At 40.7% G+C, this 22,063-nt stretch carries 21 protein-coding genes; 6 read left to right on the top strand and 15 right to left on the bottom strand.

Features of this window, described 5'->3' with window-relative positions:
* Positions 1 to 12 precede the first annotated feature (12 nt).
* Positions 13 to 1,452 carry an ATP-binding cassette domain-containing protein gene (locus ABT996_RS07225; RefSeq protein ID WP_035448397.1) on the bottom strand — a complete coding sequence of 480 codons (1,440 nt, stop codon included), beginning with the start codon at positions 1,450 to 1,452 and terminating at the stop codon, positions 13 to 15.
* Between the two features lie 242 nt (positions 1,453 to 1,694).
* Here ABT996_RS07225 and ABT996_RS07220 point away from each other — a divergent pair, with 242 nt between their 5' ends.
* Positions 1,695 to 2,132, top strand: coding sequence for a GtrA family protein (locus ABT996_RS07220; RefSeq protein ID WP_010688435.1), 438 nt, complete (start codon positions 1,695 to 1,697; stop codon positions 2,130 to 2,132).
* A 52-nt stretch (positions 2,133 to 2,184) separates the two neighbouring features.
* Here ABT996_RS07220 and ABT996_RS07215 read toward each other — a convergent pair whose 3' ends face one another.
* The 4 genes from ABT996_RS07215 to rlmD all read right to left on the bottom strand — a co-directional run bounded on the left by ABT996_RS07215 (position 2,185) and on the right by rlmD (position 6,558).
* A complete protein-coding gene (locus ABT996_RS07215) occupies positions 2,185 to 3,213 on the bottom strand; it encodes an NAD(P)H-dependent glycerol-3-phosphate dehydrogenase (protein ID WP_035448398.1) in 1,029 nt (342 codons plus the stop codon).
* An 81-nt stretch (positions 3,214 to 3,294) separates the two neighbouring features.
* On the bottom strand, positions 3,295 to 4,419 hold the full coding sequence (locus ABT996_RS07210) for an AI-2E family transporter (RefSeq protein WP_035448400.1): 1,125 nt from the start codon (positions 4,417 to 4,419) through the stop codon (positions 3,295 to 3,297).
* A 97-nt stretch (positions 4,420 to 4,516) separates the two neighbouring features.
* The gene (ntdP, locus tag ABT996_RS07205; protein ID WP_010688438.1) at positions 4,517 to 5,062 is read right to left on the bottom strand and encodes a nucleoside tri-diphosphate phosphatase; all 546 of its coding nucleotides are present in this window, start codon (positions 5,060 to 5,062) and stop codon (positions 4,517 to 4,519) included.
* Between the two features lie 125 nt (positions 5,063 to 5,187).
* The gene (gene rlmD / locus ABT996_RS07200) at positions 5,188 to 6,558 is read right to left on the bottom strand and encodes a 23S rRNA (uracil(1939)-C(5))-methyltransferase RlmD (RefSeq protein WP_035448402.1); all 1,371 of its coding nucleotides are present in this window, start codon (positions 6,556 to 6,558) and stop codon (positions 5,188 to 5,190) included.
* 107 nt (positions 6,559 to 6,665) lie between these two features.
* Between rlmD and recX the strand changes: the two genes are divergently transcribed.
* On the top strand, positions 6,666 to 7,463 hold the full coding sequence (gene recX, locus ABT996_RS07195; protein WP_005922577.1) for a recombination regulator RecX: 798 nt from the start codon (positions 6,666 to 6,668) through the stop codon (positions 7,461 to 7,463).
* A 36-nt stretch (positions 7,464 to 7,499) separates the two neighbouring features.
* On the opposite strand, the gene ABT996_RS07190 is transcribed toward recX, so the two are convergent.
* The 4 genes from ABT996_RS07190 to map all read right to left on the bottom strand — a co-directional run bounded on the left by ABT996_RS07190 (position 7,500) and on the right by map (position 10,829).
* Complete coding sequence (locus ABT996_RS07190) at positions 7,500 to 8,420, bottom strand: YihY/virulence factor BrkB family protein (RefSeq protein ID WP_010688441.1); 921 nt, start codon at positions 8,418 to 8,420, stop codon at positions 7,500 to 7,502.
* Between the two features lie 11 nt (positions 8,421 to 8,431).
* Positions 8,432 to 8,947: a LysM peptidoglycan-binding domain-containing protein gene (locus ABT996_RS07185; protein ID WP_052006363.1), complete on the bottom strand. Its 516-nt coding sequence runs from the start codon at positions 8,945 to 8,947 to the stop codon at positions 8,432 to 8,434.
* A 60-nt stretch (positions 8,948 to 9,007) separates the two neighbouring features.
* Complete coding sequence (gene galU / locus ABT996_RS07180) at positions 9,008 to 9,880, bottom strand: UTP--glucose-1-phosphate uridylyltransferase GalU (protein WP_035448404.1); 873 nt, start codon at positions 9,878 to 9,880, stop codon at positions 9,008 to 9,010.
* A 157-nt stretch (positions 9,881 to 10,037) separates the two neighbouring features.
* Positions 10,038 to 10,829 (bottom strand): type I methionyl aminopeptidase, encoded by a 792-nt coding sequence (map, locus tag ABT996_RS07175; protein WP_035448406.1) that lies wholly within the window; start codon positions 10,827 to 10,829, stop codon positions 10,038 to 10,040.
* Positions 10,830 to 10,988: 159 nt separating this feature from the next.
* Between map and ABT996_RS07170 the strand changes: the two genes are divergently transcribed.
* Both ABT996_RS07170 and ABT996_RS07165 read left to right on the top strand, forming a co-directional pair.
* The gene (locus tag ABT996_RS07170) at positions 10,989 to 11,441 is read left to right on the top strand and encodes a flavodoxin (RefSeq protein WP_010688454.1); all 453 of its coding nucleotides are present in this window, start codon (positions 10,989 to 10,991) and stop codon (positions 11,439 to 11,441) included.
* Between the two features lie 39 nt (positions 11,442 to 11,480).
* Positions 11,481 to 14,357, top strand: coding sequence for a YfhO family protein (locus ABT996_RS07165; RefSeq protein ID WP_035448408.1), 2,877 nt, complete (start codon positions 11,481 to 11,483; stop codon positions 14,355 to 14,357).
* A 72-nt stretch (positions 14,358 to 14,429) separates the two neighbouring features.
* On the opposite strand, the gene wecB is transcribed toward ABT996_RS07165, so the two are convergent.
* Positions 14,430 to 15,572, bottom strand: coding sequence for a non-hydrolyzing UDP-N-acetylglucosamine 2-epimerase (gene wecB, locus ABT996_RS07160; protein ID WP_035448409.1), 1,143 nt, complete (start codon positions 15,570 to 15,572; stop codon positions 14,430 to 14,432).
* Between the two features lie 128 nt (positions 15,573 to 15,700).
* On the opposite strand from wecB, the gene ABT996_RS07155 reads away from it, so the two are divergent.
* Positions 15,701 to 16,936 carry an aminopeptidase gene (locus ABT996_RS07155; RefSeq protein WP_035448411.1) on the top strand — a complete coding sequence of 412 codons (1,236 nt, stop codon included), beginning with the start codon at positions 15,701 to 15,703 and terminating at the stop codon, positions 16,934 to 16,936.
* 78 nt (positions 16,937 to 17,014) lie between these two features.
* Here the strand turns inward: ABT996_RS07155 and ABT996_RS07150 are convergent, their stop codons facing one another.
* The 4 genes from ABT996_RS07150 to ABT996_RS07135 all read right to left on the bottom strand — a co-directional run bounded on the left by ABT996_RS07150 (position 17,015) and on the right by ABT996_RS07135 (position 19,678).
* Positions 17,015 to 17,245 carry a cytochrome b5 domain-containing protein gene (locus ABT996_RS07150; RefSeq protein WP_035448413.1) on the bottom strand — a complete coding sequence of 77 codons (231 nt, stop codon included), beginning with the start codon at positions 17,243 to 17,245 and terminating at the stop codon, positions 17,015 to 17,017.
* An 82-nt stretch (positions 17,246 to 17,327) separates the two neighbouring features.
* Positions 17,328 to 17,510, bottom strand: coding sequence for a hypothetical protein (locus tag ABT996_RS07145; protein WP_035448415.1), 183 nt, complete (start codon positions 17,508 to 17,510; stop codon positions 17,328 to 17,330).
* Between the two features lie 155 nt (positions 17,511 to 17,665).
* Positions 17,666 to 18,382: an aggregation-promoting factor gene (gene apf, locus ABT996_RS07140; RefSeq protein WP_035448417.1), complete on the bottom strand. Its 717-nt coding sequence runs from the start codon at positions 18,380 to 18,382 to the stop codon at positions 17,666 to 17,668.
* A gap of 588 nt (positions 18,383 to 18,970) precedes the next feature.
* Positions 18,971 to 19,678, bottom strand: coding sequence for a TVP38/TMEM64 family protein (locus ABT996_RS07135; protein WP_010688461.1), 708 nt, complete (start codon positions 19,676 to 19,678; stop codon positions 18,971 to 18,973).
* Positions 19,679 to 19,966: 288 nt separating this feature from the next.
* On the opposite strand from ABT996_RS07135, the gene ABT996_RS07130 reads away from it, so the two are divergent.
* Positions 19,967 to 20,518 carry a hypothetical protein gene (locus ABT996_RS07130; RefSeq protein ID WP_052006364.1) on the top strand — a complete coding sequence of 184 codons (552 nt, stop codon included), beginning with the start codon at positions 19,967 to 19,969 and terminating at the stop codon, positions 20,516 to 20,518.
* 75 nt (positions 20,519 to 20,593) lie between these two features.
* Here ABT996_RS07130 and gdhA read toward each other — a convergent pair whose 3' ends face one another.
* The gene (gdhA, locus tag ABT996_RS07125) at positions 20,594 to 21,928 is read right to left on the bottom strand and encodes an NADP-specific glutamate dehydrogenase (protein WP_035448421.1); all 1,335 of its coding nucleotides are present in this window, start codon (positions 21,926 to 21,928) and stop codon (positions 20,594 to 20,596) included.
* Positions 21,929 to 22,063 lie beyond the last annotated feature (135 nt).

Raw genomic sequence — 22,063 nt, 5'->3', positions numbered from 1 at the left:
TCTTAATTAATTTTATTTCGGTACATAAAGTGTTTCACCAGCTGTTAGATCAACACTTGAACCTAAATTATTCAATTCTTGAATTTTTTCGACTGTAGTTGCATATTTTGCAGCTAAAGACTCGAGCGTATCACCATCAGCCACATTGATCGTTTGCGCATCGGCTTGGGCTGAAGATAAGCTAGCGGCACTTTCGCTGCTTGCTTTAGCTGCGCTCTCACTACTTGCCTTAGCTGCACTTTCTGAGCTGGCTGCAGCTTGTTTACTTGCTTCTTCTTGTTTACGTTGACTCTCTTCTGCCGCTTTTTGAGCACTCTCACTCGCTGCTTTTTGGCTAGCTTCTTTAGCACTTAACGCTTTAGTTTTGCTTTCACTTAAAGAAGCAGCCTTTTTTTGTGAACTTACTTTAGCGATACTTGCTGAATTTCCCTTAGCTTTCGTTGCATTAGAAGCTTGGGTCTTTTGGTACCAAAAAACGCCACCAAAGACGAGCACTACTAACGCTAATAAAGCAAGGATCACTTTAGAATTGACACGTTTAGCTGGTTTATCTGTCTGCGTGGCTTTTTCGCGTTGTACAGGGTCGTTACCGCGTTCAACAAAAAATTCCTTACGCATCCGAGGCTCATCTTTGCGCGTATAACCATGCTTGAATTGTTCACTCTTGAACACTTCATAAACCTTATTGATGTCAAAGTTGACCTGTTCTGCCTGTTTTTCTGCTAAGTAGTCATTTTTTTCAGGTAAGGTCAAATTAGCGATCCATTCACAAGCATATTCATACTGTCTGACCACTTCTGTTGTTGCCCCAAAATCTTGTAAGACACCAAATTGTAAAAGTGCCGCACGTTCACAAAGCGTCTCGATGATAACTGGACGCACTTCAGAAACGATAAATGTAACACCGGTATCCTTTAATTGTTGGATCTTTTGCACGGCTTTAAAGTAGAAGTTCCGGTCGACTGGGGATAAAACTTCATCTAAAATTACTAATTCTGGATCAATGAATAATACGATACTCAAAGCTAACCGAGCATACATCCCCGTCGAATATTCTTTGACTGGACGATACAATAATTCACCGATCTCAGAAAAGTTGATGATCCCGTTAGTATAATGGTTACCCTTAAATTCATCAATGTCAGCCTGAGCGATCGCTTGACGAATATTTTCAAGCCCCGTCTTTTCGGGGTCTAAACTCGTACAAGAAGCATAGGATCTTTTGGCCTTAGTCGTGATAAAACCCGTTGTTTGTTTATCTTTTTGGCCCAAGATCTTCATCAAAGCCACCTTGCCCGAGCCGTTATCACCGATCACACCGACCGCTTCACCATCATTTACAGCTAGGTCGATCCCACGTAATTCCCAAAAGTTTTTTACATCGTGTTTTTCTTTTTTATCTAAGAGCAACGGCACGCTCTTAGTAATATATTTGATTTCTATTTTTGCCATACTCTCTCACCAATTACCTTATCAAATTAAGCTAGTTTCAATAGTACAAAATTGCTTTCCTAGCGTCAACTAGAAAGCTGAGCGAATACAAAATTTGCACTAAAACATGTGTTTCTACTATAATATTAAGGTTAGTTGCTATTTTACGCAACTCTGACCCTAGACTAATGGAGACGGTAGTAAACAAAATTAGGAAAGGAAAAGCTATATTTGACCAGATCCTATATAGCAGCTTTGCCAACTTGAAAAAACTCTATCGTAAATATCAAAACTTCTTTTCTTATACCTTCTTTGGGACTTTAGCTAGTGCTATCAATGTTATCTTATTCCATATCTTGGAAAAAGATCTTGGTTTCAACTACTTACTCGCTAATTGTCTTGCTTATATCGTTGCGATCATTTTTACCTTCGTAACTAATAAACATTGGGTCTTTGCTTCTAAAAATACGACCTTGAAACAGACGCTCCAAGAATTTGTTTCATTTTGTAATGTTCGGCTCTTCTCGTTTATCTTGGATCTTGGGCTGATGTTTACCGGTGTGCAACTCTTAGCGCTCTATAAAGATCTGGCCAAAATACTCGATCAACTCATCTGTGGTATTTTGAATTACTTCTTTAGTAAATGGTTCATCTTCAAAACGACCGCCAAGATCTTACCCAAAGAAGTCGATGAAGAATAACTAAGCTATACTAAAAGATCCGCCCCAAACATCGGGGCGGATCTTTTCCTGTTTATTTTCGTTTTCCGATAACTTCAGATTTACTATCGCGAGTCATCAAACTCCCGATCTCTTCTTTGATATCAGCTTTATTATACAAAACGTTGTAGATAGCTTCTGTGATCGGCATTTCAATATGCTCTTCACGTGAAAGATCATAGGCTGCCTTCGCAGTATTGATCCCTTCAATGACCATGCCCATGTCTTCAATAACTTCATCAAGCGGCTTGCCTTGACCAAGTTGATCACCACAGCGCCAGTTTCTAGAGTGCACTGAGGTACATGTCACGATCAAGTCACCAACACCAGAAAGACCCATAAATGTCAATGGACTTGCTCCATAAGCCATGCCTAAACGGGCAACTTCGGCTAACCCGCGTGTCATCAAGGCCGCTTTAGCATCATCCCCATAGCCTAGGCCATGTAAGATACCAGCCCCGATCGCGATGACGTTCTTGAAGGCGGCCCCAGTTTCAACACCGACTACATCGTTATTGGTATAGATCCGTAAGTAGTTATTAGTAAACATGTCTTGGACTTGCTCAGCTGCTTTTTCTTCTTCACTAGCAGCTGTGATCAAGGTGATATCATGTCGCGCAACTTCTTCGGCATGACTTGGACCAGACAAGACAACGATGCTTGAGCAATAACGATCCGTCAATTCTTCGTGGATGATCTCAGAGATCCGTTTATGCGTACCGATCTCTAACCCCTTGCTGGCATGGATCACCATTGGACGTTGTTTTAACTTAGCTAAAACTTCTTTGACTTGTTTAGCCACCAAGCGTGTTACTTTAGTTGGTACAACAAATAAAATTGCATCGGTATCAGTTAAAGCTTCTTCCAAGTCTGTCGTTGCCCGTAGTTTTTCTGAATACTTAAAGCCAGGCATATATTGTTCATTTGTATGCTTTTCATTAAGCTCTGCCGCCTGTTCGACAACGTTTGTGTAAAGTGTGACATCATGTCCATTTTCAATTAAAACGCTCGCAAGAGTACTACCCCACGAACCGGCACCTAATACTGCTATTTTTTTTGTCATAAAATATACATCCCTACTTATAAGATATTTTCAATACAATTTCAAAATACCACAAATCGTGGTCCCTGGCAACTTAGACACTTAGGCATCTGTGTCGCTGTTTTGGAGTTTGATAATGTCATAAACATACGTCACAACGACCTTTGAGACCGCATAAAGTGGGATCGCCAAGATCATACCTAATAGACCAGCAATATTTCCAGCTGCTAATAAGATCATGATGATCGTCAACGGATGGATATCTAACGACTTACCGATCACGTTTGGATAAACGAGATTACCGTCGATCTGTTGGACGACCACACAGACAACGATCACTAAGATAACTTCTTTAAATGACATTGAAAGTGCGATAAAGATCGCTGGCACCAGTCCGATATACGGTCCAAGATACGGAATAATATTCGTGATCCCCGCAAACATGCCGATCAAAAGTGCATATGGGATCCCGACCAAGCCATAGCCGATCGCTGAAAATGTTCCGACAAACAAACACTCGATCACTTGACCCGAAATATATTTAGCGATCGTATCACTCATTTTTACCAAGAGATCCCCGATAACATCAGCTTGTTTAGCTGGTAACATGCGTTTGATATTTGGCAAAAGTTTCGGTCCGTCTTTCAACATGTAAAAGAGCACAAACGGAACCGTTACGATCGTCATTGTGATACTTGTCACCGCGCCGATCATTGAACCCAAACTCGAGGTCAATGAACCCATAAAGTTCTTCAAGATACCATTGAGTGAATCTTTGATATTATTGATATATTCGGTCAGATCGATATTGTCGGCCCAATCTGGGCGTTTAGAATTACGCGCTAATTCAGTTAAGTATACTTGAAGCTCACTTAAATACTTAGGTGTCCGTGCGACTAATTGTTCGACCTGTGTCGTTAATTTAGGAACTAAATACGCAACTGTCAAGCCGATCAAGGCAAAGAACAAGAGAAAGACGATCGTCACTGCCCAAGTGCGCCCGATCTTAAACTTTTTATACTGGACTTTAGTAAGTAAATTGACCAAAGGGTTCAGCGCATAAAATAAGAACCCGGCGATCAATACCGGCGCAAAGATCGTTGAAATGAAGATCCCGATCGGTTGAAAGATAAAACCTATCTGGGTACAAATAAAGATCAACAATGCGACCAATAACAACTCAAGTGACCAATACATCAAACGATAACGTCTTTTTTTATTAAACATAATTTTTCCTTTCTGTTTCTTTTGGTCTCCCCACCTTTGGATATAAAAAAAGGGACTGCGACTTCTATCACAGCCCCAAATGGTTATAAACAGGCAATTACTGCCGGCGCGACAATTCTAAATAGCGATTATACCAAATCTCGACATATTCTTTTGAGAACGGTCCCTTGCCGTGTTCGATCCAATCGACTAGAGTCTTAACATTGTGCTTTAATATCAGATCTGTTTTAGCCGGATATTTCCATCTAGCACTGTGTTCAGCATACTCGTCTACATCGAGTAACCGTTTTTCACCATTAGGAAATACTTTTACATCCAGATCGTAATCTATATATTTGAGAGCTTCCTTATCTAAAACCATCGGTGAGGCTAGATTGCAGTAGTAGGAAACCCCGTTATCACGAATCATCGCCACAATGTTAAACCAGTAGTGCTTATGGAAATAAACCAGAGCTGGTTCACGGGTGACCCAACGCCTTCCATCAGCTTCTGTAACTAAAGTGTGATCATTACATCCGATCAAAGCATTTTCACTTGTCTTGAGTACCATCGTATCGCGCCATGTCCGATGTAGGCTGCCATCGTGTTTATAACTCTTGATCGTAATAAACTCGCCTTCCTTTGGCCCATTTGAATGACGCATATAACTTCCTGCTTTCTATAAACAAGGGTGTAGTTACACCAATATCATTTCAATTATACCAAAGATTGCAGAAAATGCCTATGACAATATAACTGGGACCAAAATTCTTCGAGCACTATTTTTTACTAGGCGCGTTTAACTAATTTAACGACTGCTTCAGCCCGCGCTGTTTGTGGAAACATATCGACCGAGCGAATATATTCAACACGATAAGCTTGGGTCAACGCCACTAGATCACGCGCTAAAGTCGAAGGATTACATGAAACATAGACAAACTTAGCTGGACGATATTTTAAGATCGCCTTGATCAAAGCGTCATCTAGACCGGTTCGTGGGGGATCGACGACTAAAGCATCAAAGCTAAATCCTTCTTTGATCCATTTTGGAATGACGTTCTCGGCTTTACCGGTCGTATAAACAGCTTGACGCCCAGCTTTTTTGGCATTTAGTTGCGCATCGGCCACGGCTTCGGGCACAATGTCCATTCCTCGGATTTCTTTAGCATCCTTACCCACATATAATCCGATCGTACCTACACCACAATAAGCATCGACCAAAGTCTCATTTGGTGATAATTCTAAAGCTTCTTTGACTTCATCGTATAAGACCTTAGTTTGGAGGGGATTCATTTGGAAAAAGGCACGCGCTGACAATTCAAAACTAACATCGCCCAATTTTTCAGTGATACTTTCTTTTCCCATCAATAATTGTGTTTCTTCGCCCCAGATCAAAGAGGTCTTTTGCGGATTGATATTTTGCATCACCGATACTACTTCTGGTAATAACTGCTTGATCTCAGGCAACAGTTCATTTTTGCGGGGCAATTGCGCTGTTCGGGTTATGAAAACCAGTTGCGCTTCTCCCGTCGCAAAGGATTCCCGGACGACTAAAGTTTTAACTGTCCCTTGATCCTTGCGTTCATCGTAGATCGGGACTTGCCATTTCTCTAGTAGCTTTCGAACAGTATTTATCACTTTCATCGTCAATTCACGTTGCGTCGCAAAAGTCGGTAGGTCAACTAAAATATGGCTATTTTCTTTATATAAGCCAGCAATGACTTGCCTTGCTTTATTTTTACGCACCTGAAATTGAGCTTTATTGCGGTAGTGATAAGGATCAGCCATTCCTAAAGTCGGCCGAAGCTCATATTCTTTATAACCAGCTGGCCGATACTTAGCTAAAGCCTGAGCGATCACATCTCGTTTAAATTCCAATTGAGCTGGATAAGCTAAATGTTCAAGTTCGATCCCCCCAACATCATATTTATCCACTGGTTGGACGCGATCTGGACTTTTTTGTTTGATCTTTAACAAGCGCGCCTTGGCATATTTTTCTTTAGCTTCTGTCACACTCGCTAAGACGACTTCTCCTGGTAAAGCTTTAGGAATAAAGACGATCTTTCGCTTATAATATCCGATCCCCTCACCATTTATGCCTAAACGCTTGATCGTCACAACAATTTTTTGGTCTTTTTTCAATCTGACCCCAGAGGCCATTTTGGGCTTTACTCGTTTCACACTAAAATTCCTTCCATTTTTTATCTTTGAAATTATAACACATTAAGCTAAGATAGTAGTAACATCATTAGAAAAGAGGAAAATTGATGGCTAAAAAAATCACTGCGATTGTAACACAAAAGAAAGCCGGACGTTTCAACATCTATTTAGACGGTAAATACGCTTTTCCCGTCAGCGAAGATGTTTTGATCAAATATCGTCTCGCTAAGGGCCTCGAACTTGATGAAGAAATGATCGAGCGCTTACAACAAGCCGACTTGCTCTCTAAGGCCTACAATAAAGCTTTAGATCATCTCAGCTATCAATTGCGCACCAAAAAAGAGATCCAGACCTATTTAACTAAACTTGAGGTCCCTGAAAATGACCAAGATCAGATCATTTCCAAGTTAGTCGAACTAAATCTCTTAGATGACTTGACCTATGCTAAAAGTTACGTCCGCACAGCGGCTAAGACAACGGATAAAGGACCGTTTGTGATCGCACAAAAGCTTAAACAAAAAGGGGTAGCTGAAGAATTTATCAATGAGGCTCTCACCGAATTTAGTCTCGAGCAGCAAGTCCAGACTGCATTTAAGCTAGCTGAAAAATTTGTCGCTAAAAATAAAAAACTGGCCTTTCAAACTTTAAAAAATAAACTCTATCAACACCTTGCAACTAAAGGGTTTAGCAGTGAGACCATTAGTTTGGTGCTCGAAGAATTAGCCCTTGAAAAAGATGATACGCTTCAGCTTGAGGCTCTACGTGAACAAGGCGCTAAACTTTTACGGCGTTATCAACGTTATCCCGAACCAGAACGTTCATTTAAATTAAAACAAGCCCTTTATCGTAAAGGCTTTTCCTTGAGTGAGATCGAAGGCTATCTAGCTGAATTGACCGCAGAATAAATTAAATGCCAGCTGCTAAAACGGCTGGCATTTAATTTATTTAGAGCCACGTTTCCAATTAAAGAAACGCTTGACTGAACTATCATTGAAGTGATCTAAGGTCCGTTTAGACCGGATCGTACCGTATTTGCGCTCTTCCAAAGTAGCATTGATAACTGCTCCGACCATGATCACTAAAGCACTGTAATTCATCCAAAACAGCAATACGATAAAGGTCCCGATCGTTCCATAACTCAAGACCGACCGCGCAAAATAACGTACATAGATACTAAAGCCTTGGGTCAAGAGCATCCATCCTAGCGTCGAAAATAAAGCTCCGACCCAAAGATAGCGTAAATGGACTTTCGCATTTGGGACTAACAGGTACAATAAACACATGATCAAAAAGATCCCTAAAAGTGTCGTTGGCCATTTCAATTGGGTAAAAGTCGTCAACCAATCCAAGGGCAACCCAAAGATCGGGATGAGATATTCTAAAACTAATTGCCCAAAACTGTATACGATAAAGGCGATCACCAACAGCGCTCCGATAAAGATCGTGATCAAAAATGATAAGATCCGCTGGGTAAAGATCCCCTGATCATTTCCGACTCCAAATGCTTCATTGAAAGCTTTCTTTAAGGCATTTATCCCTCGACTAGCCGCCCAAACGGAGATGACCCCACTGACTGAAGCGACCCCACCTGAAGAACCATTGCTCAAAAAAGTTTCTAATAAGGGTTCCAGCGTAGTATAGACCGCCTTCGGAACTGCCATTTCTAAATAGGGTAAGATCTCACTTGCTTTGATATGCAATAATGGCAAAATATTTCCGATAAAAATGACCATCGGAAAGATCGCAACTAAGGTATAATACGCGATCACGATCGCAGTATTACTGATATTAGCGCGTTTAAAATTTTTACTCGCAATTTTGTAGAAAGCATCCAACTCTTGTTTGACTGTCTTAAATTCCATTACATCCTCATTTACTCTGTTGCAGCACTACGCGTTGACGTCTGTTGTTCTTGCATTGGAACTTTAAGCGTCACGCCCGCAGCTACCCGTGAACTTTCAAGATCGTTCAACTCTATTAGTTCTTGGACCATTGTATTGTACTTAGCTGCGATCGTTGAGAGATAGTCCCCTGACTGGACAGTATACGTACCATAATTAGAATTAGAACTTGAACGCTCACTTTCACTAGCTTTTTTCACAGTTGAGCTTTGGCTTGGATCTGCTTTAACAGACTCTTTATCCACTACTTTTGCTTCTTCTTTTGTCGAAGAACCATATTTTTTAGCCGCCAGTGCTCGTTGCTTGTCATATTCTGCTTTTTGCAACTTTTCATTATCACCAAAAGCACTAACTAATCTACTATGGACCGTCTCATTTTTCCATGCAATAACACATACTAATAATACAACTAGCACAGCCGCCCCTATTTTCAATACTAACGCTAAACCACGTCGACTGCGTTTGTCGTGATGATGTCTACGTGTCATCTAAAATTCCTCCCCTTAGCTGAAATTAAAAAAGCTGGGATCAGCCCCAGCTTTTTTCGACTATTTAAGTGTCTTGCCTAATTCTTTGATATATTCTTTCAATTCAGCTTGTACTTCTGGGTGGCGCAAACCAAATTGGATCGAAGTCTTAAGATAGCCAAACTTGTAACCAACATCGTAACGTTGACCCTTGAACTCGTGTGCAAATACGCGTTGGATCTTGTTCAAGCGATCGATCGCATCTGTCAATTGGATCTCGTTACCAGCGCCTGGTTCTTGAGTTTCAAGCATCGTAAAGATCTCTGGGGTCAATAAGTAACGCCCAATGATCGCCAAATCAGATGGAGCCTTATCAACATCTGGTTTTTCAACGAATTGTTTAACATCGTATAAGCCAGGTTTGGTTTCCGAAGTTGGATCAATGACACCATACTTGTTGACTTCTTCGTGTGGCACTTTCATGACAGCTAAAGTTGAAGCATGTGTTTCATCGTAGCGATTCATCAATTGTTTTGTCAATGGCACTTTGTCTTCCATGATATCATCACCGAGCATGACCACAAATGGCTCATTGCCCACAAAGTCTTTGGCCATTAAAACTGCATCACCCAAGCCACGTGGATGTGATTGGCGGATAAAGTACAAGTTGATATCAGTCGTTTGTTCGACTAGACGTAACAACTCAGTCTTACCCTTTTCCTTTAAGTTTTGTTCCAATTCAGGAACTGAATCGAAGTGGTCTTCGATCGGACGTTTACCTTTACCGGTCACGACCAAGATATCTTCGATCCCAGATTTTTTAGCTTCTTCAACGATATATTGGATCGTTGGTTTATCGATGATTGGCAGCATTTCTTTAGCCAAAGCCTTAGTTGCAGGCAAAAATCGTGTCCCTAAACCAGCGGCAGGAATAACTGCTTTTCTTACTTTCATTTAATAATACCTCTTTAAAATTTTCTACGTCCCACTATAGTCACAATGGTAACGCTTGAGCATTCCAAATTTAATTATACCAGTGTTACCCAGATTTACAAGCTATAACACAATTCGAAAAATTACGCCTCACTCTACTATCTCTTTTAACAGCCCACTATGGATGGTAGAGATATTTTGCATCAATATCTGGATCTTGTGAGGTCAAGATCTTAGGACCATCCTTAGTGATCACGATCGTATGCTCATATTGGCAAGACAAACTACCATCAGCAGTCCGAGCGACCCAACCATCTGGATCGCTCATATCAGCCCGCCAGTCACCGATATTGACCATCGGTTCGATCGTGATCGTCATCCCTTCACGCAATCTAACGCCCTTACCTGCTTCACCATAATGCGGTACATTTGGACTTTCATGCATTGTTGGCCCGATCCCGTGACCGATGAATTCACGAACGTCGCCATAACCATTTTCTTCCTCAACGTATTTTTGGATCGCAGCCCCGATATCGCCGATCCGGTTACCGACTTTTGCTTGGTCGATCCCAAGATACATCGCTTTTTTTGTCACTTCCATCAAGCGTTCAACTTCTGGTGTTGCTTTGCCCACTACATAACTCCAGCAAGAATCACTAAACGCTCCATGATAGTCCACTACTGTATCGACTTTTACCAAATCGCCTTCTTTTAAGATCAAGTTCTTACGTGGGAAGCCATGACAGATCTCATCATTGACACTGACACAAGTTGCATATTCATACCCTTCAAACCCGATCTGAGCAGCAACTGCATCGTGTTCTTTAAAATACTTTCTAGCAAATTCTTCAATATCCCAACTCGAGATCCCCGGTTTGATGATGTCGCGCAAGCCTACATGCATCCCCGCTAGGATCGCACCAGACTTTGCCATTGCTTCGATCTCGCGTGGTGATTTTAATGTGATCATATATATCTAAATTCCCTTCATAAAATTCTTTGACCCTTTCATTATACCTTTATCATTTGAGTTTTTAAATATCTTATCCTTTCTGGGAAAATATTTGTTATCAATTTTGGTATAATAGTCCTTGTAACTAAACATTAAATATGAAAGAAGGATAATTTTATGGCTACAGCTAAAGTTGTCTTTGCCACGATCACTGGCAACAATGAAGATATTGCAGATATTATCGCACAAGCACTCGAAGAAAAAGGAATGGACGTCGAAGTCGAAGAGATCTCACAAGCCGATCCAGCTGATTTCGAAGAGGTCGATCTCTGTGTGGTCTGCCCCTATACTTACGATGAAGGTTCACTTCCTGATGAAGGGATCGATTTTTACGAAGAACTAGCCGATGTCGATCTAACTGGCAAAGTTTACGGTGTGGCTGGCTCTGGCGATACTTTCTACGGTGAATATTTTGGCTTGGCAGTCGATAAATTTGGACAAGCTTTAGAAAATGCTGGGGCTAAACAAGGAGCTCAAAACGTCAAGATCAATTTAGCACCCGATAGTGACGAAGATATCAAACGTTTGGATGATTTTGCCGCAGCTTTAGCTCAAGCTGTCAATGCTTAAAGTTAGATCCATGACAAAAACTGATCTGAGGTGACTGCTTTGAATTTTTCCTTTGAGAAAAAACAGTTAAAACATCTGTATTTGACCTATACTTTGGCCTTCTTACTGGTTTCATTTTTTGTCTATGGAACTTATTTGATCACTGGACACGCCTTGATCTGGCATTTAGATGGTGCTAATCAACATCTGCCTTTACTAGAACAATACCGCGAGCTGGTCTTAAACTTTTTCAAAGATCCTAGTCAGGGGATAACTCAATGGGCGTGGAACTTTGGCTTGGGAAGTGATGCTTTTCAAGTCTATTCCTACTATAATATTGGAGATATTTTCACCTATATCGCTTTGCTATTCCCTAAAAGTCAGCTGGCTTTAGCTTTTCAATTGACGATCATCTTGCGGTTATACTGTGCGGGATTGGCCTTTTGTTATCTAGCTAAGCATTTTGACTTTGGACGTTGGACGATCGTTGCCGGAGCATTGGTCTATCTTTTTAATGCCTTTTTGCTCTATTCAAATGTCGCGCAACCCTTCTTTACGACCCCGTTTATCCTCTTTCCACTGATAATCGTGGCGTTAGAAGCAGTTTTGCAAAAACGTTCTTACTTACCTTTGATCCTCGTTTTTACTTGGATGCTGATCAGTAGCTTTTACTTTGCCTATGTCTTAGGGATCGGAGCCATGCTCTACTTGGTATTACGCTTTTGGACACACTATCGTCGGCTCTATCAGCCAAAAGATATTTTCCGGGTCATCTTCAATTTAGGCCTGGTGACACTGACCAGTTTGTTGTGTGCCAGTATCATGCTCATCCCTGAGATCTTGGCTGTTAAAAACTCGACTCGTTCAGGGGGCGCATTTGCTAATGGCTTGACGTTTTATCCCCCCTATTACTACTTAGCACTGCCAAGTCAGCTGATCAATGGAGCTAACCGTGATTTTTACTTTTGGAGCGCGCTAGGATTTGCTAGCTTGGCGTTTTTTGCGCTCGTTTATATCGTATGTGAACGCAAAAAATATCCGCTATTATTTGGGAGCTTTTTGCTGAGTTTTATCATGTTGCTCTTTCCATTTTTCGGCGCAGTTTTTAACGGGATGCTTGCACCGTCAAATCGGTGGACTTTGCTAACATGTTTACCGATGGCCTTAGCAGTTTGTTGCTTGATAAAAAATAGCCACAAGCTCACACAAAAGAGCTTAAAAAGCTTTACGTATAGCCTACTGATCTATGTAGCCTATATTGGCGTGACTTATCTATTCCAAAATGATGAAAAACTCTTCATCCCGGTCGTCTTTTTATTTATCTTTTGGAGTATTTTGATCGCTTCAAACATGCCCAAGATCCGCTCAAAATTACCAGCCCACCTATTATTATGGGCCTTGATCGCTAATGTCTGCTTTAATGCTATCTACTTTGAAGCACCCTATAACGGTGGCTATGCGACCGAAATGTTACCCGCTGGTGCCTATAAGACTTTAAAAAATGAGCGTTTCTTTGGTTTAGACAAAGCGTTGCCCGATCCGCAAACTGATTTTTACCGGATCTCGACTTTGAGCAAGAATTATGAATTGGGTTCAGATTACCATCTCTACAATGTTTTAGGTTCTAAACTCTATTCGATCAATTCATACTACTCACTTCAAACTAAGTCCTTAGGCGATTTTTCAAATGTGATGCAAAACTCACAGTATGAAGCTAATATTCCCTTGGGCCAAGTTTCTGACCGAACAGTATTGAATAATTTCTTAGGCGTCCGCTATCTGTTTGCCTTGCTCAACCAGCCTAACGCTAATAAAATCCCTTATGGTTATGAGCTGGCTAAGACGACCCAAAAGCTCACTGATCCAAATGGAAATAGTAAAAAAGATCAACAAACTTTGCTCTATCAAACAAAAAATGCTTTTCCACTGTTGTATCTCCAGTCTAAAGCGATCGCTACTTCGACTGCTGATAAATTAAATCCCACCCAACGTGAACGGGCTTTAGCTTTAGGGGTCGTGGTCGATGATAAGCTAGCTAAAAATTATCCTACAACGACCATCACTTCTGAAGTCGTTGAAGTCCCTTATCGTTTGATCTCAAGCCGGGGAACGGTGATCTCACCCCAAGACCTTGTAAAACAAGATAGTGATGAGACCTACCAGATCATGTTAGAAGAACCCGAAAAGTACGGTGCAGGCGAATTACATTTTGATTTTTCTCAGATCAAATACACGCCTTTCACATTTAGTGAGCAGTTAGCTTTGGAAAAACGCAAGCAAATTAACGATCTGACCCAAGGGATCTTAGCGAAAAATGAACTTCTAAGTTCCTACAAATATTTCCGTTACCACATCCTACAAGGATCGCCGGACAACAGTTTTTCACTTAGTGTAACTTCAGACCTTGGGCAAGAAAAACTCTTCCAGCCTAAGCAAAACGCTTTATCATTTTATAAGACTGTTACTCAGGGTACTTTAAATAGTGGCTATTTCAAAGAATTACCTGCAAGTTTGACTTTGACGCCATCTAAACTTGGAACATATAGTTTTAAATTAAAGATCTACGTTGAAAAGCTGGGCACTAGCTATGATAAGCAAGTCCAACAACTCCAAAAACAGGCTTTACAAGATGTCAAATTGACCAAAAATGGTGTTAGCGGTAATATTACCGCCACCAAAAAAGGGATCTTGACGTCTTCGATCCCGTACTCAAAGGGCTGGGAAGTTACGGTCGATGGTAAAAAACGCACCGTCATCAAGACTAATCATGCTTTTATCGGGACGACCTTAACTAAGGGAAAACACCACGTAAGTTTTACTTACCACTTACCTGGCTTAAAGATCGGGGCTTTATTATCAGCACTAGGGCTGCTATTATATGCTAGCTTAGGCCTTTTCGCATTTCTGAAAAATAAAAAAGCCACTAAAACCGTATAAATAGTAAAGGACCCATCATGATGCATTTGCATCGTGATGGGTCCTTTGTCAGTTAGTTATTTATGCTTTTTATCAACTAAAATCCTGTGGTCGGTCAGCCAACTGACCAAAGTGGTAGGCGATCGCATCTAAGATCCGCTGACTAGCTTGCCCATCACCATATGGATTTTTAGCTTGTGCCATTTGTTGATACTGGTTCTCATCTTCTAGCAACGCCGTCATTTCACGTTTGACGTTTTCGTATTCAGTCCCGACTAACTTAAGCGTTCCAGCCGCGATCCCTTCCGGACGTTCGGTCGTATCGCGCAAGACCAATACAGGTTTGCCCAAGGATGGAGCTTCTTCTTGGACCCCACCAGAATCACTCATGATAAAATGGCTTCGGGCTGCCAAATTGTGAAAATCAACAACATCTAGCGGGTCGATCAAATGGACGCGCTCGACCCCATCAAAGGCAGCATGGGCTAATTTTTGCACCGTGGGACTGAGATGGACGGGATAAATGATCTCGGTATTAGGATGCTTGGCCACAACATCTTTCATCGCCTTAAAGACTTGTTCCATCGGTTTACCTTGATTTTCCCGGCGATGCATCGTTACTAAAATAACTTTTTTAGAAAAATCAACTTTTTCCAAGATATCATGTTGATAATCTTGAGCGACCGTTTGCTTTAAGGCATCGATCGCCGTATTTCCCGTCACATAAACTTGCTCTACAGGATGATTTTCTTGTAATAAATTTTCTTTACTTTGCAGAGTCGGCGCAAAATACAGATCGCTCAAAACATCGGTCAACTGCCGGTTCATCTCCTCGGGATAAGGCGAATACTTATTCCAAGTCCGTAACCCTGCTTCAACGTGACCGATTGCAGTTTTATTGTAAAAGGCCGCTAAACTAGCAGCAAAAGTCGTTGTTGTATCACCATGAACTAAGATGATATCCGGTTTTTCGGCTTGGATCACTTGTTCTAAACGATTCATCACATTAGTCGTGATCGTTGTGATCGTCTGATCTGGTTGCATCACATCAAGGTCATAGTCAGGGGTGATCTCAAAAATTTCGAGTACTTGATCTAACATTTCACGGTGCTGAGCTGTCACAGTGACAACAGTTTCAAATTCAGCCGCACGTTTTTTTAATTCTAAAATCAATGGTGCCATCTTGATCGCTTCTGGACGAGTTCCAAAAATTGGCATCACTTTAAGCTTTTTCACGTACATCACTTCCTAAAAGTTTTGTATTTCATCTTATTATAACAATAGTTAAGCTCAAACAAAAATTTAATTGTACCTTAATTCAAGCTACTTATGGTATTATAGATAAAAAATAAGGAGGAATTTTTATGGCCATTGCAAATTTCGAACATAAACTCGCCCAATATGCTCACTTGATCATAAAAACGGGGGTCAACATTCAACCTGGACAAACTGTTGTCCTATATATCTCAGTGACGCAACAACAATTAGCTCATTTGATCGTCAAAGAAGCCTATGCTGCTGGAGCAAATGAAGTTATCGTTAAATGGAATGATACCTTCACTAGCCGGCAATTTTTAGCCCATGCTTCAGAAGAACGCCTAGAAAACATCCCAGCCTACGTAAGCGCTGAAGCAGATTATATCGTGGATAAGCATGCCGCACGGATATCAGTGATCTCTGAAGACCCCGATGCATTTAGTGGGATCGACCCCAAACGGATCGCTAAAAACCAGGCTGCGATGGGAAAAGCTCTTTTAAATGTACGTAAAGCGACCCAAAACAATGACCTTACCTGGACTGTCGTTGCTGCTTCAGATGTAGCTTGGGCCAAAAAAGTTTTCCCTGATCTAAGTGATACTGAAGCCGTCGACCGTCTTTGGGAGGAGATCTTTAAGACTTGTCGGATCGATCAAAAAGACCCGATCAAAGCGTGGCAAGAACACGATCAAACCTTGCGTAATAAAGCTAAATGGCTCAATGACGAACAATTCGTGGCTCTCCACTACACTTCCCCTAAGACCGACTTGACTATTGGATTACCTAAAAACCATATTTGGGAAGGTGCTGGTAGCTTTAGTGTCGAGGGGATCGAATTTATGGCTAATATGCCAACTGAAGAGGTCTTCACTGCGGCTGATAAAGATCGGATCGACGGCTATGTCACTTCGACTAAACCACTTAGCTATGCAGGCAATATTCTAGAAGATATCAAGTTTACATTCAAAGCTGGTCATGTAACTAAGATCGAAGCTAGCTCTGGACAAGATATCTTAGAACATTTAGTCGAAACTGATGCTGGGGCTAGCTCCCTTGGTGAAGTAGCACTTGTTCCCGACCCTTCACCGATCTCACGTTCAGGGATCGTCTTTTTCAACACTTTATTTGATGAAAATGCCAGCAACCACTTAGCGTTAGGAAGTGCCTATCCTTTCAGTATCCAGGATGGAACTACGATGAATGATGAAGCATTGGCAGCGGCTGGACTAAATCTCAGCCAGATCCACGTCGATTTCATGATGGGTTCAGCTGACATGAATATTGACGGCATCCGTGCTGATGGTACAAAAGCCCCGATCTTTAGAAACGGTGACTGGGCTTAATTTCAGCACAAAAAACACCCTTGATCTCTAAAAATGAGCACAAAAAAGGAAGGCTAAAAAACCTTCCTTTTTTTTGTATTATTTTAGTGTACCAACTTTAGGTAATTTAGTTAGGACTGCTTTTTCGTGGGGAGCATGGGCGATCGCAGCACTGAGATCGTTACCAGCTGTGTTCCCGTGGTGCTTGCCACCCTTCCAAGCAGGTACTGCAGTAACATCATAGACAACACCATCGATCGCAACATAAGCTGGACGTCCATCTTGCCCGTCATATTGCGCTAACTGGGTCAAATCAAATTCTTTTTCCATACAGATCCCTCCAATTAATAATTAGCTCTTTCATTCTAACACTACCACATTGCGCTTTATAGACCAAATAATTTGTTTTATCTTACCCTAATAAGACTACGCGAATCAAAAGATACCCTCCGACCATCAGTGCCAACACACCGATGACAAATAAGATAACTTTCATTATGATCGACTCTTTTTCGTGCATATTGACCGCACTAATGATCATCAACAACCCAAACAAACATGCCAACAGAATAATTAGCGTTGTTGAAAGCCGCATATCCTCACCTCAAGTTACTAAATATTTCATCATTTAAAATTATAATACTTTCCTTGGCAGTTTTCATGAAAATTAAGCTCATTTAGTGAAAGTTTAAAAATAACACAAAAAGACTAGAACGAGCCTAGTCTTTTAAAACTTATTATTATTTTATCTTAGTACCAGCCGTTTTGTAACCAGTGTTGTTTAGCGTTTGTCCAAGAACCGTAACGTGAAGATACGTAGTTGTTAGCAACACGTTCTTGGTTTTCAGCTGAGTAGTCACCGTTCAAGTATGAAGCTGATAATTGGTATTTACCGATGTATTGACCGTTTGTTACTGTGTAAGAACCACCGGATTCCTTACCTGCGATCCATTCGCGAGCAGCTGCTTCATCACCGTTACCGGTCGTATTTGTTGTTTGTTGTTGAGTAGCTGTGTAGCTTTGACCTTGTGCTGCTTGTTGAACTGCTGCTGCTTGGGCTGCTTGTTGTGCTGCAGCTTGAGCTTGAGCGGCTGCTTGGGTTTGTGCTTGCGCTGCTGCTTGTTGTGCTTCAACTGCTGCTTGAGCTTGGGCTTGAGCCACTTGTTGAGCTTGGTCAGCTTGAGTTGTTTGTGTTGTTTGTGCTGGTTGAGCAGCTACAACTGGTGCTTGTTCAACTGTTTGTGCTTGACCGCCAACTTCGATCTTTTGACCTGGGAAGATCAAGTTGATGTTTTCTAAGTTGTTTAATTGTTGAAGAGCTTCAACTGTTGTGTTATTACGCAATGCGATGTGTGAAAGTGTATCACCTGCATTAACTGTTACTGTATCTGCATTTGCGGCAGCTGCTGTAGCAGCGGTAAAACCTACGACTGTTGCGGCTGACAATAAAACCTTATTTAAATTCATAAAATATATTCACTCCTGTAAAATTCTTCTACTTATATGTTTTTAAATTCAATTATTTATTTTTCTAATAACATCCAAAGCTCAAAGCTTTTTAGCTCCCTGCGAGCTAACAATGAATAGTATACGGATTGTTTGTGACATTAAAGTACCAAAAACTTTACCTAAAATGGAGGTTATGTAATATTTGTTACATTTCGTAATATTTAGTAACAAAACTTTTGTACTAAAATTATCTATGTTTAAACTCAAGCCCGTAATAGCGCCGTTCTTACCTTTTACAAGTTTTATGACAAAAAAAGCCGATTTTTTACCAATTCTGACCAAATTTTTTTGAAAAAATTCGAAAAAAATTTTTTCAACGGCCAAAAAACGGTTATTTTTTCGAAAATTCCGCTTTTTTAGCCATTCTTGTTACATTCATGAAATAGTGTAACACCCATAACAAACATAAGTTCGTATTTTTGGTCGATATTTTATCTTAACTTCCACTTGTTGCCAAATATTTATGACAAAAATGCGTCATTTAGCGCAAAATATAAAAAAATCAGGCAGTGGTCTGACCCACTACCTGATCTTTACTACTATACATTAATTAGTTTTTTTAGCATCATGCTTTTTACGATAGAAAGTAACACCACCCACTACCAGTAAGATAATGCACAATGCACTGACGATCAACCGGAGATCATTTCCCTTAAAAATGGCATCCCCACCAAAAGCATATAAAAATGATGTCGGTAAAACACCGATCACGATACATAAGAATTGCTTTCTAAAATCCATCTTCAAACGAACTCCCATATAATTGACTAAAAACGATGGGATGATCGGGATCATATAGCCTAGGATCAATGCGACCATTTTGTTCTTAAAATGAGCCAAGCGCTCTAAGATCCGATTAGGGTGCTTAGTTTCCTTATTAAAATCATGATTTTCATCAAACTTAGTAAAAAAGCCAGCTACTAGTGCATTTCCTAGTGAATTGCCTGTAATATTCATCAATAATCCGATAACAGGCCCAAAACAAACACCATTAAAAATACAGATAACTGAACTTGAGAGTGCTGGCACAGCCGAAGTAACCGCCGTCAATAAAATCAACAATAGTGCATCTTTAGGACCACGATCACGAAATGTATGCATCAAAACACTCTTATCATGTTTAGGATCTAAAAATTGTAAATACTGCGCTTCGTTATTTTTGAAAATAATATAGATCAGTACTGCTGCCAAAACGATCCCTAAACCACTTAAACAATATAATAATTTGCGATGTCTAATGTGTAACTCGGTCATCTCGCTTCCCCTACCTTATCTTTCTTTAGTTTAAGTTTAACAATTAATTTAAGAAAGTTCCAGTTACTCAAAATGTCCACTTAGTATAATCTACATATTATAGGTAGAAACTCGCAAAAAACACCTTTCTTATCCCATTGATATTATCGCTTCAATAACATCTAAAATAATATAGTTATATTTGTAACTGTCCCCATTCAAAGGTACAATATCAATTTTTTTAGATTTGTACTCGATATCCCCCTTTATATAATGAAAATATATCTTAAAAGAAAGCAGGTTTTTTTAATGAAAAACAAGTTTTTTATTGCATTTTTAAGTGTATTTTTCCTTTTTGGTTTAACAGCCTGTTCTAATGATAAAGCAAAGGATACTGCAAGTAGTTCTTCTAGCAGTTCTACCAGTTCCAGTAGTGCTAAAAGTTTGAGCAGTAAAGCCAGTTCGACCAGTAAAAACTCACTTTCACGTGCTAGATCAACCAAAGGCAACTCCGCAGACTTTGCTTTAATGATCAAAACTGCCCAAAGTCAGATCCCAGCCCTTAAAGCTCAGCTCAACGGCGAAAATGATACTTTTAAAGATATCGCGATCGATGAAGGTGAAGATAGTACGATCATTTACACCTATACTTTTTCTCAACCACAAAATATCAATCTTGATAATGAAGCTTTAAAACAAGTTTTGATCCCAGAAGTTGAGCCTTTATTAAATAGGGCTAAGGCCATTGCACCCGATGTTAAGGTCTTGGTAAAATACGATAATCCTGATGGCAGCAATCTCGCTACGATCTCGGTCACCCAAGCTGATATTGAAGCAGCCAAAGCAACTACACAAGAATAAATCCTAAATAACGAGGGGCCCACCACGATACAGTGATGGGCCCCTCGTTTGCTGTATTTATAAGCTATCGTTTCATTAATAGATACCTTGTGCTTCCATTGCTGTAGCGACTTTCTTGAAGCCCGCAATATTAGCTCCCAAAACAAAATCATCTTCATAGCCGTATTCTTTAGCAGCCTGTTTGATATTTTGATAGATCTTTTGCATGATCTCTTTTAATTTTTCATCCGTCTGTTCAAAGGTCCAACTCAAACGTTCTGAGTTTTGGCTCATTTCCAGCGCTGAAACAGCGACTCCACCAGCATTAGCCGCTTTACCAGGAACAAATAAAACACCATGCTCTTGTAAGTATTTTGTTGCTTCTAAGGTCGTTGGCATGTTAGCCCCTTCTGCCACAGCTAGGACCCCATTTTCGACTAACTGTTTTGCGTCAGCCAAATGTAATTCATTTTGGGTCGCACACGGTAGCGCTACATCAGCTTTAACGCTCCAAACACCATGTCCCTCATGATATTTAGCCGAAGCACGCTTGGCCACATATTCTGTCAAACGCGCCCGTTTAACTTCTTTTACTTCTTGTAATAAAGCGACATCGATCCCCGCTGGATCATGGACCCAACCGGTCGAATCTGAACAAGTTACAACCTTAGCGCCAAGTTCTTGCGCTTTCTTGATCGCATAGATCGCCACATTACCGGCACCTGAAACAGTTACTGTTTTACCACGTAGACTTTGATCGTGATCTTTTAGTAATTCATCGACCAAATACAATAAACCGTAACCTGTCGCTTCTGTTCGGGCTAAAGAACCACCGTATTCGAGTCCTTTGCCCGTCAAGACACCTTCATAGACACCCTTTAAGCGCTTGTATTGGCCGAAAAGATAGCCGATCTCACGTGCCCCAGTTCCGATATCACCAGCTGGTACGTCCATATCAGCCCCGATATATTTAGCTAGTTCAGTCATAAAGCTTTGACAAAATGCCATGATCTCGCGGTCTGATTTTCCCTTAGGATCAAAGTCACACCCACCTTTACCGCCACCAATTGGTAAGCCAGTCAAAGCATTTTTAAAGATCTGTTCAAAGCCCAAAAACTTGATGATACTTAGGTCAACTGAAGGGTGCAACCGTAAACCACCCTTATATGGTCCGATCGCATTGTTGAATTGAACTCGATATGCATTATTGACTTGTGTTTGACCTGCATCATCGACCCAAGCGACCCGGAAAAGCAATTGCCGATCAGGGGTGGTCAAACGTTCCAAGATCGCTTGCTTACGATACTTTTCCTCGTCGCGCTCGATCACTGGTCGAAGCGATTCTAAAACCTCTTCGACCGCCTGCTTGAACTCAGCTTGTTCTGGATTTTGCTTTGCTACACGTGCTAAAACTTCATCGACATATCCCATCTCTTATCCCTACTATTAAATAAACGTAGAAAAATACATTACTGTATTTTGAAAGACTTTAATAGTTTTTCCTTTCTTGAAGATCGTAGTATTTGGTGGCATCTACGTTTGACTTTCTGCTGCTCAAATTCTATT

Source organism: Ligilactobacillus sp. RTP31139st1_D10_RTP31139_211217, from assembly GCF_040226755.1.
Classification (GTDB): Bacteria; Bacillota; Bacilli; order Lactobacillales; family Lactobacillaceae; genus Ligilactobacillus; species Ligilactobacillus animalis.
This window is presented reverse-complemented; position numbering and strand designations above follow the sequence as displayed.